Here is a 13,447-nt window from a genome sequence, read left to right on the forward strand (position 1 = left end):
CCCATGTCTGATGCTGGCAAGACTGATTTATCTGCTGATCTATCGACTGTATTAGTCCGCCTGAAGCTAGGGGACTTTCAGAGCCGATGGGATATTGCCAAAGCGATTCCTGATTTTGGTGAATTGGCGATCGCTCCCCTGGTCGATTTGCTGCAAGATGAAGCTGAGGATTGGGAACTCACTTGGTTCATTGCTCGAATATTAGGCAACCTGAAGCATCCAGAGGCAGTTGCTGTTTTAGTTAACCTGATTCGCACGACTGACCACGAAGAAATCGCTGGGGTGGCAACTGCTGCCCTGACCCAAATGGGAGTAGAAGCGATCGCCCCTCTGCAAACCCTGCTTACCCAAGCCTCGACCTATGGCTTGGGAATTCAGGCTTTAGCGCAAATTCGCCATCCTCATGTAGTGCCATCGCTGCTAGAGGCAATGCAGCATGAGTCTCCGCCTATGCGTATAGTGGCGATCGAAGCTCTCAGCCATTTTCAACATCCCCAAATTTCTGCGGCGCTGCTGCTGGCGTTGCAAGATACCGATGCCAAAGTGCGCCAGTCGGCAGTCACGACACTGGGCTTGCAATCCGCGCTGCATAGTAAAAACGAGCTAGCCGATCGCCTTAAGCCCCTACTGTGGGATCTGAATCTGGAGGTGTGTCAGCAGACAGCAATTGCTCTAGGACGCATTGGCACCGAGTCTTCTACCGAGGCTCTGTTTGCAGTATTGCGATCGCTTCATGCTCCTGCCCCTTTGCAAATCGAAGCCATTCGCTCTCTAGTGTGGATTGGTAGCATTGAGGCTCTTAATCACCTTCAGGAGTTTTTGTTGCACAGCGATTCGTCCGTCTGCCAGGAGGCAATCCTCGTTTTGGGGCGTGTGGAGTCCGAGGAGGCAAAGACACAGGCTGCTCAGATTCTCCTCAATCTGCTGCAATCGGCACACCCGATCGCCCAAACCGACCGAGGCAAACAGGCGATCGCCCTCAGTTTGGGACAGCTCAAACAGCCCCAGGCATTGGAAACACTGATTCAGCTCTTGGCAGAACCCAGCGCCAGCGTGAGGCTCCATGCGATCGCGGCTCTCAAGCAGCTCGATAGTCTAGAACAGCCTGATAGCTTAGAACAGCCTGATAGCTTAGAACAGCACATTTTAAAACAAGCTGAGCCGCAAATTGCCCAGAAACGACTTCGGGAACTTGCGGCTCAAGACAGCTTATTAAATGAAGAATTGCGAAAAGGCGTGGCGATCGCGCTACAAGAATGGGGCGCTCTAGGCTGAACCTTTTGCACTCATCTCACCAGAGCCTGCTGATATCTGCTCTTTCTCAAGACGGCGCTTGCGAGCATAAAGCTGAATGATAGCCGCCATTGCCACCACCATACCGACCACACTCCAAGATGCGGCAGAGGTGGGAAAGCTATTCTTGAACACTGCCAGCAGTACAACAATCACAAACAGCACCGTCGGGAATTCGTTGAACCACCGGAATTGCTGCCCGGTAAAGCGAAACCGACCCGCCGCCATTTCTTTCATGAGACGAGCGCAAAAGTGATGATAGCCCAGCAGCACCACCACCAGACCAAATTTTATATGCAGCCAGGTTTCCTTTAGCAGATCAGGAGACACAATCACCATGCCGATCGCCATTGCTACAGTCAGCACCATTGCCGGAGTCATGATGATGCGGTAAAGCCGCTTCTCCATAATTTGGTACTGCTGCTGTAGCACGGTGCGAACGGCTTCTGGCTGCTCGTTGGCTTCTGCATGGTAAACAAATAGACGCGGCAAATAGAACAAGCCTGCGAACCAGGCAACCACGCCCACCAAATGAAATGCTTTAAACCAGAGGTATGTCATGGATTAGGAGTACTCGACTTTTACGGTGGCTGATTGCGATGGCTGAGAGGGATGACTGGAGGATTGCTACAGAAAAATTCTACGCCCTTCATGACCGCAGACGGTCAATGTTTTACAAGTCGTTAGGTTTCGCTCGCCAGCCCTAAACCGCGTGCTTAAACAGCGTGTCTAGATATACCCTAGCAGCCCGACGATAGCTACGGGAGGCATCTGGCGTATTGCTGCTGCCGTTCTGCAACAAAAACAGGGAAAGCGCGGCGCAAAACACGCGATCGTGGTCCCAATCTGGATGGGTTTCTAGGTAGCTTTGAAGCGATTCGTGGAGTTCTTCGGGAATTTCTGCCAGGATGCTGACGGTTGCGTGCATGGAAACCTCTATTGGGCGAATAACGTTTGGGTGAATGGCGGGGCAGTTCGATCGCTTCAGCAGCGACAAATAGCGCCAAGCCTAACTCCAGCCTTGACCTGTCCGTTGACCTGTGGGCTTGAGGAAGGATAGCTTAAGCCAGAGCGCTTTCAATATAGTAGGTCGCATCGTTTTGCGCCATTGGGGAGAGAAGCAAGTAGCGCCAAAATGGAGAGTAAGTCAATTAGGGCACAGAGTAGGCTGACGATAGAATCAGGGTTTGAGGGCAGTTTACTTTACATAACTTAATAAAAACTGTGGGTTTAAGAGGATTGGCGTTTGAAAGCAGCGTATTCCCCAATAAGTCTGTCAGGGCAGGTCGTACCGTTATTCGCTGTGGAAAACTCTGCCCTGACCTGTGGAAAACTTTGAATCACCTGTGGAAACCCTGTGGAATGTTTGGGAGAACCTCCTCAATAAGTAAAGTTTTGTAAAGTTTTTGAAAATTACTCGATCGCGACCCTGCGGAAATCTTGTGAAATAGTCCTGTGCCCATTTATATGGACAGCTAATGGTCAGCTAATGGACAGCCCCAAAGAACCCGGTGACAGCCGGATTTTTCGCTTGCCACCTTACTGCTTCACTCCGATTACTGATTAACGTAACGATCTAATATGGCTGCTGCCGCTCTAATAATTGAGTAATAGCGCTCACGTCCATCGGTTCAGAAAAGAAATAGCCTTGACCGAACTCGCACTGCATCTCTAAAAGCTGATCCTGCTGCTCTGAGGTTTCTACTCCTTCTGCCGTGACATCAATTCCCAAGTTGTGTGCTAGTACTAGAATAGTACGAACGATCTCTAAACTATCAAGACAGGTATCCATTTGGCTCACAAACGATCGATCAATTTTCAAAGTATTAATTGGAAATCGCGGCAGATAGCTGAGGGAGGAGTAGCCTGTGCCAAAGTCATCGATCGCCAGATGAATGCCTAGTGCCCGAATCTGGTACAGCACATCGACGACATGCGCCGCATTGTCCATCACCATGCTTTCGGTGAGTTCTAGTTTCAAGTTGGCAGGGTTCAGCTCGGTTTCTCGCAAAATTTGCTGAATCTGCTCCGTTAACCCAGGCATAGAAAACTGACGACTAGAAAGATTGACGCTGAGGGTTAGGAAACGTTGCTCTGGAAAGACCGTCAACCACTGCTTCATTTGACGGCAGGCTGCTCGCAAAACCCACCAGCTGAGGGGAATAATCAGCCCGCTTTCCTCAGCAACAGGAATAAACTGAGCAGGCGGTAGAAATCCTTGTTCTGGATGCTGCCAACGCGCCAGAGCCTCAAATCCTACGACCAGTCCGGTGGTGAGACAGAGAATGGGTTGATAGTAGATTTGAAGCTGTTGATGGAGACTCGATTGATGGAGACTCGATAGGTCTGGAGACGCTGCAAGGCGATCGGCACAAGCCTCTGGCACCCAGTGATCTGGATGCCTTGGAGGAGCGGCCGCAATCCCCATCATGTTGGCGTACCGTTCGCCTTGAGCAATAGCTTGCCGCAGATCATTTTCAAGCTGAAGTTTCAACAGCATTCGGGTTCGCATGGTGCGATCGAAAACTTGATACTGCGCCTTGCCCAAAGCTTTAGCGCGGTGCATGGCCGTGTCCGCATCGCGCAGCAAGGGTTCGGTTTGGGTGTAGTGTGCCGAACTGAGAACAATGCCAATACTGACGGTGATGAAAACCTCCCGTCCATCCAGATTAAACGGCAGCGACAACAGCTGCTGGAGCCGTTCTGCCATATGGGTCACGTCGTGAGCATACTGAATCTGAGGCAGAAGCACTGCAAATTCGTCACCGCCCAGCCGCGCCACGGTATTTTCGGGCGTCAAGAACGACTTCAGCCGCTGAGCTACTGCCGCCAAGAGCCGATCGCCCAAGGTATTCCCCAAGCTGTTGTTCACGAGCTTGAACTGGTCAATATCTAGCCATAGCACCGCAAAAGAAATAGTTGAGTGCGTCTGAGTATCATCGATCGTCTGCTGCAATCGGTGCATGAAGCCCACTCGGTTGGGCAACTCCGTCAGGGCATCATAAAAGGTTGTCCGCTGAAGTGCCATCTCTGCTTCGCGGCGTTCGGTCGTGTCAGTTTGAAAGCCAACCACCCGTTCAACCCTGTCCCAGCGATTGCGAACCACCAGCCCTCGGCTATGCATCCAGCGATAGGAGCCGTTGCGATGCAATAGCCGATATTCGCACTCTAGGTGCGGCGTTTGCCCCTGACAATGGTCGGCAAGAGCGAGTTTCAGCGCATCTATATCTGAAGGATGCACCCGGCTAAGCCACTCAGTGGGGCGATCGCCAAGTTCATGGGCTTCGTAGCCCAGCATTTCCTTCCAGCGTGGGGAAAAATCAATGCGATCGGTGCGCAAGTTCCAGTCCCATAAGCCTTCTGTTGTGCCGCACAGGGCAAGGGCATAGCGCTTTTCGCTCTGGCGCAGCAACACGTAAGTTCGAACAGACTCTGTTAACGTGACGGCGCTGCCACACAAGCCAAATAGCAGCATAGGAGCCGCCATCGGAATTTGAGAGCCGCTCGCTCCCAGCAGCCAGCTCAGGGCACCCCAGCCGAGGCACAGCGAGAGCCAAGTCATGAGCTGATAGCGAAACCGCCAGCGCGGCAGCCATCCTCCTAGACCGATGCCAACAGATAGCAGCGCCAGCCACAGCCATTCTTGAAAGCGATCGGGAATGGGATCTTTGAAGCGCAGCAGCGCATGACATAAAGTTGTTTCGATAACCTGGCAAACACCAAACTGAAGCAAAACGATGACAACTAAGGTTGCTAACCCGGCCGGAAGGAACTGCCACCAAAATTTTTCGTTAAGTCGTCTGACACTGAGATCGGAGCGTTTGAAACTAGGGCGCAACCCCTGTGGAGTGAATGAGGTGATCATGCTTCGGGCTTAAGCTGCTGAAGAGGGAAGAGAACTGAAAGTCTGTAGATGCCCAGCTTCAATTTTATCGGGGTAGCGATCGTCTGAACTTAATAGAAATCGCTGAATCTAAAGCTTGATACAAGCGCCAAATTCTTAAGAAATGGTAAAGCTGGGAAATCCTGCTCTGCCTGGAATTTGATGATTTTTCGGGCTGCTTTTGCAGATGCGATCGCAACCTCAAGTCACAATATCGCAACCTCAAGTCACAATATCGCAACCTCAAGTCACAATATTGTAAAGCCTCCTGAAAACTACTGAGGCAATCTTGGTGTCAGGTTATGAAAAGTAACAGGCTGTGGAAGAAAAATTCCTGATACGCTGGAGGGATGACGGCAACCTCTCGGCTCTCTCTTCCGATCCATCAGCTCACTGAAGCGGCATCCATTGCGATCGCCCAACGGATTGAGTATCAAGATATTTCTACGCCTCTTACAGAAAGCCCGATCGCCACAGCCTATGTGCATCATGGCAAGGAGCATCATGGCAAGCAGCCTCTAGGCAAAAAATCTCAGGGCAAATCTCCGATGCTGTTGCTGCACGGATTTGATAGCTCAGTGTTTGAGTTTCGCCGACTCTTGCCGCTATTAACACAAGGTGAGACTTGGGCGATCGATCTGCTAGGGTTTGGGTTTACAGAGCGATCGCCTCAGCTTCCGGTGAATCCTGCCGCCATCAAAGCCCATCTGTATGCTTGCTGGAAAACGCTAATTGACGAGCCTGTTGTCCTCATTGGCGCATCCATGGGCGGTGCGGCAGCAATTGATTTTGCCCTCACCTATCCTGAAGCTGTGAAGCAGCTTGTGCTGATTGACAGCGCCGGATTTAGCGCTGGATTTCCGCTGAGCAAGCTGATCACTCAGCCGATCGGCAAATGGGCAACCGCCTTTTTGCGGAATCTTAAAGTTCGGCAAAACATTAGCCTCAAGGCTTACTATGACGCTAGCTTTGCTTCAGCCGATGCTCTAAAGTGTGCCGCACTGCATCTCGATCGGGCAAACTGGCAGCAGTCTCTCATTTCTTTTACCCAAAGCGGCGGCTATCGATCGTTCAAAACCCGACTGGCAGAGATTCGGCAGCCAACGCTGATCTTGTGGGGAGCGCAGGATCGGATTCTGGGAATTCAAGATGCTGAGCGCCTTCATCAAGCTATTCCTCAGAGTCAGCTTGTTTGGATTCCTCAATGTGGTCATGTGCCGCATTTGGAGCAGCCCCAGATCACCGCAGCGCATATCCTTGAATTTGCCCGTTAGATTTGATGCAGGAGTTTCTCTGTGGTGCGATCGCCCCTTCCCTCAAAATCCCCTAGAATCTTGGTGGTATTCAACGGCAAGGGTGGCGTTGGCAAAACTACAACCGCCGTGAACTTAGCGGCTGCTTTTGGAGAAACTGATCGCGTCCTTCTGGTCGATGCCGATCCGCAGGGTTCTGCCTCTTGGTGGGTCGATCGCAGCGAGAACCGCATGGGCTTTGACCTAGCAAAATCGATCGATCCTCTGCTGCTGGGGCATTTGCGGGAGATTGAAGACTATCAAATGATCATTGTGGACACACCGCCCGCCCTCGGCTCCACTGCCCTAGCCGCCGTACTGCCTGTTGCCGATTATCTACTGCTGCCTAGCCCACCTGCACCCATGGATTTGTCTGCTCTGATTGAAACCGTTAAGCAGGTCGTTATTCCTTCGGGTATAGCGCATCGGGTGCTGCTGACTCGCGTTGATCCACGCAGTCTGGCAGAGGCTTTGGAGGCTCAGAAAACGCTTTTAGAAGTAGGCGTTCCGGTCTGTAATGCCTTCATTCGCGCCTACAAAGCCCACGAGAAATCTGCCCTGGAAGGGACATCAATTTTTCAATGGCGTGGCAAAAATAAGAAAGAAGCTGAGGCAGATTATTGGCGGGTAGTTGAAGAAATCCGGCAAGACTGGAAGACGTTAGTCCTCAAAAGGTAATGATTTTCGTGGTACTAGGCTTTACCCACACCACAAAAATCATTACCCGCGCACCACCACTTGGAAGACAATAGAGAAGAAAGGGATGAATGGGTGAGGCACCTCAGCAGATGGATAAAAATGATTTTCCAGGCATTCATCCAGGCGTTTATCCAGGCAGTTCAGACCAATAGAGTAACGGGCGATCGACAGTCCATCACAGGAGTAGAGGCAGCAATGGCGCGGAAACGGTTGTCAGATTTATTACGGGAAGAAGCACAAAAGCCAGCGGCAGAGTCCCAGGAAGTTAATGCAGGGGCAGAAGCCTTGCCAGAGGCGGCAACAGAAGCGCCAACGGAGGCGGCAGAAGCCACAGTAGCCACAGGTGTGCCACCCACGCCAGAGCCTGAAGCTGCCAAAGTGCCAGCTAACAGCCCAGTGCCAGCCAACAGCCCAGTGCCAGCCAACAGCCCAGCGCCAGCCGATTTAGAAGGAACGATCGCCCAACTGCAAGCCGCTCTGGATGCCGAACAACAGAAGGCACAGCAGCAGATTCAAGAGTTGCAGCAAGCGATCGCTCAACTACAGGACAACCTGCAAGCCCAAATTGAGCTAAACCGAACTTTCAAAGAAGCGAAAGATGAAGCGAAATCTGCCCCGGCGCTTCAGCAGCTCAAAGCGGAGCTAGAGGAAGCCCGCAGCGTAATTTTGCAGCTCTCGGAAGAAAATCAGACATTGCAGGCGGCACAGAAAGCGCAGGCGGCTAAAGCTTTAGCTCAAGCCTCTCAGCCGATTGCCCAAGCTGCGTCTAAATCATCGGCTACTCACACCTTGACGCGATCGCCTTCCCCAGCTCGTGCTGCACTCACGCCCTTGCCCCAGCCTAAAGCCCCAGAGCCAGGTCTAGAAAGCTACAGACCAGCCACTTCTCAGGGGATCGTGCCCATGCCGGGACGCGATCGCCCCAACCACGAAGTTGCCCCCCGCAAAATGATGGAGCCTCCGACGCTCCCTAGCTCTCTGCCAGAAATGTCTTCTGAGAAGTCTACGGGCAAAATCAGCGAGGTGGATATTGGCTGGATGGATTAAGAGGAGATCGATAGGCTCCTCTAGTGCGCTCAAACTCTTCTCAGATCACTCTGCGGAGAGTTGCTCCTAAAGGTTCACGGCTTTGCTAAATGTGCTGACGCAATGCTTCATTAGTCAAGGTTTGGTAGTTTCCACCTGCCGCATGAACTAGCTTACGAAACCAGGCTGAAACTCGTCATTCAACTGGATTATGATGCGAGTCTTTCCAGGAACTGGGTCGATCGCTCCTCGTTTACTCTGGCTAAAATCATAGTCTTCTTCCATAGCTACGCCTCTTCATATTGCTGGCGCTCTTGCCGATTTGCCCTGCGGGCAGAGCCGATTTACCTTGCGGGCAGAGATGACTTAATCGATTCCATCACCTTGTGCCGGAAATCATCGCTATAAGGTTGAGCCATTGGGCTAGAGTAGGTGCTGTAGCTGTTGCCAGTTTACTTAGGACGTTTATGGTGGGGCTAGTGAATGGCAATTCGGCTGAAGAAAATGGGCAGGCTCCTCAGCCAAATCGCTTTTTCTTTGAATGAGGGCTTCTCCCCCTGTAAGCAAGAGTAGCTTTTGTGCTAGCCTCTGGTTCATGGGTGACGTACAGGGTCAGTATCGCGCAAGTTATCGAGTCTTATTCCTTACGCTATGGTTAACGCTGCTGGTCTTAGCAGTGAAGTTTTGGGCAGGTTGGACAAGCCGATCGCTCAGTATTTTGGCAGATTTCTTGCATACTCTCCTCGATTGCTTCAGCATCCTCCTCAGCCTGAGCGCGACGGCTTCTATGCAGCAATCTGGGCAGCAGTCAGGGCAAGCATTACGAACCCATCGTCAGCAGCATACGGTAGCAGTGCTGCTGCTAGCTGCTTTTTTGGGATTCATTGGCTTTACCATGGTGGCAATTTGCCTCTTTCACTTCAGAGATTTTCTCGCCTCCTCAACTGAAGCGCCAGAGTTAAATGTTGATTTACCGCTAGTTTTTTTGCTCAGCGCAGTTGTAGCCGTTCATATTTGTCTTGTGCTATTTGAGCGCTATGAATCTTCTGCCCTGAGAAACCCGACACTGCGCCATAGCGCCAATTACATTTTGCAGGGCATGTGGCTAACCGGGCTAATGTTGGCAGGGCTAATTGGGATTTCTCAGGGCTACCTCTGGCTTGATCCGCTATTAACGATCGTTCTAACGCTGATGCTGGCTCCCAGCCTTTGGCGTATTCTCAAGCAGCAGATTCCCTCTTTAGTGCATCAAATGGCGATCGCTCCAGAAACACTGGCTCAGATTGCAGCTCAAGTCGAAGGAGTTTCGGATTGTCCGAAAGTCTTCTCTCAAGGTGTTATCGGAGATCAGCTTTTTATCCGTCTGTATCTGCTGCTGCACCCAGAATTTATGAGCGTTGCCCACTTAATTGGCGAACGGCTAGAGAATATTTTGCGTGAACGCTATGGGGCTGTGACCAAAGTGTATGTCAGAAATATTGCTGACAAATCAATGCCCTGGCAAAATGCGCTTAATCTAGATGCTAAAAAGCGGCGCAAACGATAAAAGAGAGTTGCGATCGATGAAGCGCAACTATTGGTGAATCATGCTGATGTCTGATTCAGGTGTGTCAGCTTGAGGTGTGTCAGCTTCAGGGACAGATTCTATGGCAGAGGTTTTTGGCTCCTCCTTATCGTCTGGCAAATCTGAAATCTGTTCATCCCATGGATCATCATCAATAATTTCTCGACGTACCCAGTCATTGAGACTATTTTGCCAGAAGGTAATGAATGCTAATAGTTGACTCACTTATAGTTGGCTCGCTTTATGCAGAGTTGGCTTACTTCACATACCAAAAATTAAAACTAACCTACATTTGCTGAGTTGCAGCTTTTGATATTTAACTCTTTTAATTTCGACTTTTTTAATTTCAGCTAAGCAATACCTTGATCAAACCCTATATCCCCCAGTATTTTTTGGAAGTGCCGCGCGGCACTTCCAAAAATGTTGGATTCTACTGAGTTCATCGTCTTTAATGCCTATTATCTGCGGTCATAGGGCAAAACTTCTAAAGAAATGCTTAAACTACAAAACATTTTACAACTGCCAATATGGCTGATTTTTGCAGATAAATCTAAGCCATACAGCGTAACTGCTGCTTAACAAACAAACGACCCAAAGAGCCAAGGAACCACCCTCAACAATTTGGGCTTGGTCAATTATTCTGTTGAGGCATTTAATTTGCCAAGCCGCAGCTTGATGGGAAACAGCTACAGAACAGGATTGAGATACAAGAAAGCCTTCACCTCAACCGCAGTAGGCTGAGCCGCGATCGCCCCTGACCTCATTGTGGTCAGCGAACCAACCGCATTAGCGTAGGTCACAATCGTCTCAGCGATCGCTGAATCACAAAGTGCCGATCGCCCTTGCTGACAGAGTTGGTGAACAAACCCTGCAACAAACCCATCTCCAGCTCCCGTTGTGTCTTCAACTTCTACCAAAAAGGCAGGCACTTTACCTTCTAGATCACCGCTAGGATGACTGAAATAGTAGGTGCAGCCTTGTGCCCCAGCAGTGATTAGCACGCCCACATTGCCTGTAGAATGAGCGCCCAGGGAACGGGCGATCGTCCCAGCATCTGTAGAGTCAAACAGCCATTCGGCTTCTTCGATTGAGAGCTTCAGAAAGTCAGCTTGCTTAACCCATGCCAAAATAATTGGCTTGGCTAACTCCGGCTTTGACCAAAACATCGGTCGCCAATTAACGTCAATCACGATTTTGAGAGAATGCTGCTTTGCTAGAGCCATGGCGCGGGCGATCGCCTGAGCGGTATCTGGATAAGCCAATCCCAGCGTGCCTAGCACTAAAAACTCGGCATTCTCAAATAGCTCGGCAGGAATCAAATCCGCCTGAAGAAAGGCATCTGCAAATTCTGAAGTATTGCGATCGCCGAAGCCTGCAAACTGGCGATCGCCTGCCTCATTTCTCAGCACTTCAACCTTGCGCGTCGGATGAGACGCATGGCGCTGTATGCCTTTGCGATCGACCCCAGCTTCTTGCAATAGCTCGACGAGCTGTTCTCCTAACCTATCTTCGCCAATGCAGCCTACAAACCCTGCCGAAGTGCCCAGCTTTGTCAATGCACAGGCAACGTTAGCAGGGGCACCCCCGGCATAGAGCGTCCAAGATGTCACCTGATCGACCGTTGTAGAAATCTGGTCTGCCAAGCAGTCCCACAAGATTTCGCCAAGGCAAAGAACGCGTGGATGGGTCATGGGCAAGAGGCATCTTTGAGATACCTAAAAGGGTAGTGTTTCAAATATGTTGCTGATGTTTTTGCAAGGGGTGCGGAGCGCTCCTTGCAAAAACATCAATATGTCCAGAGCATTACCCCTAAAAGATACCTAATCGATCGCCTCTTGGAGCTGAAGCGCGATGCGATCGCCAAATTCTGGATCGATATTGGCTAAGCTCAGGAGCTGCATATATTCCTGGAGCGTTAGCCCCTCAGCCTCAATTAAACCCATCGCTTCAGCTTCGATTTCTTGCTGAACTCGCAAAGATTCAGCATCGGTTTCTGCACCCTGAATTTCGCCCTCGCGTTGTTCAATCAGCGTCACTACATGCAGATATGCCCGAACAAATTGACCCACTTTTTCAGCAGAAATAGCATCCGTCCCTAAGCCTGTCCGACTGGAATCAGGTGCGACCTCAGGGGCAGTCTCGATCGGCAGGGTATCAGCCCAGGCCCATGAATTATTCAGTATGTAACCGACTGGATAGCCAATCAAAAGACTAATGAGGCTAAAGGTGAGGATCGTTAGCTTACAGAAGTTTTGTAGGGTGAGAGAGAGATTTCGGTATTTTTGCGATCGCACCATGTTTCTAGGCTCTTCTGTCTCTCTCTAAGTCATAGATGGCTTTCTCCCAACACCACTGTTCGCTACGTTCAGGATGGGTCTCCTTCAAGTTTGATACTAATCGAATCGCAGTTTTTTCGTTGCCATTCACAAGCCTCAAAAGTCTGCGACGGGATGCAGGACTCGCTGATCCCAATCGAGGCGATCGTGGCTGTCTAGAACGAACGGATCTTGAAGTGCCTCTCGGCGATCGGGAGCGCCGCCCAATTTCTCGCAGCAGCAGGTAAAGCAGAATCAGAATTACGATAGCCAGGAGCGTTGGCACTAGGGCAGAAAAACTCATACCATTTTGGATTTTAGATTTTAGATTTTGGACAGTAGATCCTGTAGGTCTGTGATGCCAGAACGTTACGGAATCATCTGTCTGATCTATTTTTCAATTCTAGCTCCTGACAAAATTCTTCATCATCAGCTTTGAGACAGGCGAAATTCCTGAAGCTGCCTCAACCTGCGGTCATGTTTTCCCCAAGGCGGGCTATGTTTTCCCCAAGAACCGTACGATTGGCTGAAAAATAGGAACCAGCTCAGCACGGCTGACCACCAGCGTAGGGTAGGCTCGACTGCCATAGTTTTGTCCATCCTGCAACGGAAAAATCGGCTCTGGATCGAGTGAAACCCAAGATCCACCCGCAGCTTTAACGATCGCCCAGACCGCAGCAATGTCCCAAATTTTGGGGGTTGCCTCTACGCCGCCCAGCGAAATACCTGCCGCCACCGTCAGCAGATTGTAGGTCGAGGCTCCCAACATCCGAACCTTGCAAGGTAAAGGTTGCTGCAAAACGGCTGTACTGCGGGCGCAGATATTAAAAAATTGGTTGCCAGAGGGGATGTCGCGGCGAGGATGAACGGGCTGATGATTGAGAAATGCACCTACGGGGCAGTCTATGAGGGAAGGGTCGATCGCCAGATTAACTGCCGGATTGACTGCCGAAGGGCTTGCCGCCGAGCCTGTGTCCGTTCCACCGCACCAAAAGCCGTGAAAAGACTGACGTAAGGGGGGCAGATGCACATAGCCAAAAACAGGTGTGCCTTTGTAGAGTAGCCCCAGAGAAATTGCCCAAAGCGGTAGCCCCCGCGCAAAGTTGGTGGTGCCATCGATCGGGTCAATCACCCAGCACCAGTCGTTTTCCGGGAAAATATGCTCTGATTCTTCGCTCAAAAAGCCGTGATCGGGAAAAGCTTGAGCGATCGCCGATCTCAGCTCTGCATCTGCCCACTGATCGGCGGGAGTAACCAGGCTGCCGTCCGTTTTTTCGACGGCATTTGCCTGAGCGTGCCCAAAGTCTTTGAGGAGCTGAACGCCGACGCGATCGGTCACCGTTTCAGCAAAATTGAGAATCTCACTCCAGTCCAT

The 13,447-nt window shown here is 50.8% G+C and carries 14 protein-coding genes and 1 pseudogene; 6 read left to right on the forward strand and 9 right to left on the reverse strand.

All coding sequences use genetic code 11. The features are described from left to right. Positions 1–3: 3 nt before the first annotated feature. Positions 4–1,275, forward strand: a complete 1,272-nt coding sequence (locus AC5JMP_RS25015) for a HEAT repeat domain-containing protein (protein WP_495854220.1) — start codon at positions 4–6, stop codon at positions 1,273–1,275. Here AC5JMP_RS25015 and hemJ read toward each other — a convergent pair. Next, positions 1,267–1,854: a protoporphyrinogen oxidase HemJ gene (gene hemJ, locus AC5JMP_RS25020; protein ID WP_495854221.1), complete on the reverse strand. Its 588-nt coding sequence runs from the start codon at positions 1,852–1,854 to the stop codon at positions 1,267–1,269. The genes AC5JMP_RS25015 and hemJ overlap by 9 nt on opposite strands. A gap of 142 nt (positions 1,855–1,996) precedes the next feature. Further along, positions 1,997–2,221 carry a DUF2811 domain-containing protein gene (locus AC5JMP_RS25025; protein WP_495854222.1) on the reverse strand — a complete coding sequence of 75 codons (225 nt, stop codon included), beginning with the start codon at positions 2,219–2,221 and terminating at the stop codon, positions 1,997–1,999. Here AC5JMP_RS25025 and AC5JMP_RS25030 point away from each other — a divergent pair. Further along, positions 2,216–2,353 carry a hypothetical protein gene (locus tag AC5JMP_RS25030; protein ID WP_495854223.1) on the forward strand — a complete coding sequence of 46 codons (138 nt, stop codon included), beginning with the start codon at positions 2,216–2,218 and terminating at the stop codon, positions 2,351–2,353. The two genes, AC5JMP_RS25025 and AC5JMP_RS25030, sit on opposite strands and share 6 nt — an antisense overlap. 516 nt (positions 2,354–2,869) lie before the next feature. On the opposite strand, the gene AC5JMP_RS25035 is transcribed toward AC5JMP_RS25030, so the two are convergent. Beyond that, positions 2,870–5,158 carry a putative bifunctional diguanylate cyclase/phosphodiesterase gene (locus AC5JMP_RS25035; protein ID WP_495854224.1) on the reverse strand — a complete coding sequence of 763 codons (2,289 nt, stop codon included), beginning with the start codon at positions 5,156–5,158 and terminating at the stop codon, positions 2,870–2,872. Positions 5,159–5,526: 368 nt separating this feature from the next. Between AC5JMP_RS25035 and AC5JMP_RS25040 the strand changes: the two genes are divergently transcribed. The 3 genes from AC5JMP_RS25040 to AC5JMP_RS25050 all read left to right on the forward strand — a co-directional run bounded on the left by AC5JMP_RS25040 (position 5,527) and on the right by AC5JMP_RS25050 (position 8,214). After that, on the forward strand, positions 5,527–6,450 hold the full coding sequence (locus tag AC5JMP_RS25040) for an alpha/beta fold hydrolase (protein WP_495854225.1): 924 nt from the start codon (positions 5,527–5,529) through the stop codon (positions 6,448–6,450). A gap of 21 nt (positions 6,451–6,471) precedes the next feature. Next, the gene (locus tag AC5JMP_RS25045; protein ID WP_495854226.1) at positions 6,472–7,146 is read left to right on the forward strand and encodes a ParA family protein; all 675 of its coding nucleotides are present in this window, start codon (positions 6,472–6,474) and stop codon (positions 7,144–7,146) included. A 120-nt stretch (positions 7,147–7,266) separates the two neighbouring features. Then, positions 7,267–8,214, forward strand: a complete 948-nt coding sequence (locus tag AC5JMP_RS25050; RefSeq protein ID WP_495854227.1) for a hypothetical protein — start codon at positions 7,267–7,269, stop codon at positions 8,212–8,214. Between the two features lie 88 nt (positions 8,215–8,302). On the opposite strand, the pseudogene AC5JMP_RS25055 reads toward AC5JMP_RS25050, so the two are convergent. Further along, positions 8,303–8,478 (reverse strand): annotated as a pseudogene (locus AC5JMP_RS25055) (BrnA antitoxin family protein); the annotation flags it as partial. Positions 8,479–8,788: 310 nt separating this feature from the next. Between AC5JMP_RS25055 and AC5JMP_RS25060 the strand changes: the two are divergent. Then, a complete protein-coding gene (locus AC5JMP_RS25060; protein ID WP_495854228.1) occupies positions 8,789–9,739 on the forward strand; it encodes a cation diffusion facilitator family transporter in 951 nt (316 codons plus the stop codon). A gap of 27 nt (positions 9,740–9,766) precedes the next feature. Here the strand turns inward: AC5JMP_RS25060 and AC5JMP_RS25065 are convergent, their stop codons facing one another. The 5 genes from AC5JMP_RS25065 to AC5JMP_RS25085 form a co-directional block, all read right to left on the reverse strand. Then, positions 9,767–9,982 (reverse strand): hypothetical protein, encoded by a 216-nt coding sequence (locus AC5JMP_RS25065; RefSeq protein ID WP_495854229.1) that lies wholly within the window; start codon positions 9,980–9,982, stop codon positions 9,767–9,769. Positions 9,983–10,443: 461 nt separating this feature from the next. Beyond that, on the reverse strand, positions 10,444–11,448 hold the full coding sequence (locus AC5JMP_RS25070) for a carbohydrate kinase family protein (RefSeq protein ID WP_495854230.1): 1,005 nt from the start codon (positions 11,446–11,448) through the stop codon (positions 10,444–10,446). A gap of 129 nt (positions 11,449–11,577) precedes the next feature. Then, positions 11,578–12,054, reverse strand: coding sequence for a DUF4168 domain-containing protein (locus tag AC5JMP_RS25075; protein ID WP_495854231.1), 477 nt, complete (start codon positions 12,052–12,054; stop codon positions 11,578–11,580). Between the two features lie 4 nt (positions 12,055–12,058). Then, the gene (locus AC5JMP_RS25080) at positions 12,059–12,376 is read right to left on the reverse strand and encodes a hypothetical protein (RefSeq protein ID WP_495854232.1); all 318 of its coding nucleotides are present in this window, start codon (positions 12,374–12,376) and stop codon (positions 12,059–12,061) included. A gap of 192 nt (positions 12,377–12,568) precedes the next feature. Beyond that, positions 12,569–13,447, reverse strand: coding sequence for an inositol monophosphatase family protein (locus tag AC5JMP_RS25085; RefSeq protein ID WP_495854233.1), 879 nt, complete (start codon positions 13,445–13,447; stop codon positions 12,569–12,571).

The sequence above is a fragment of the Drouetiella sp. genome, from assembly GCF_059504425.1.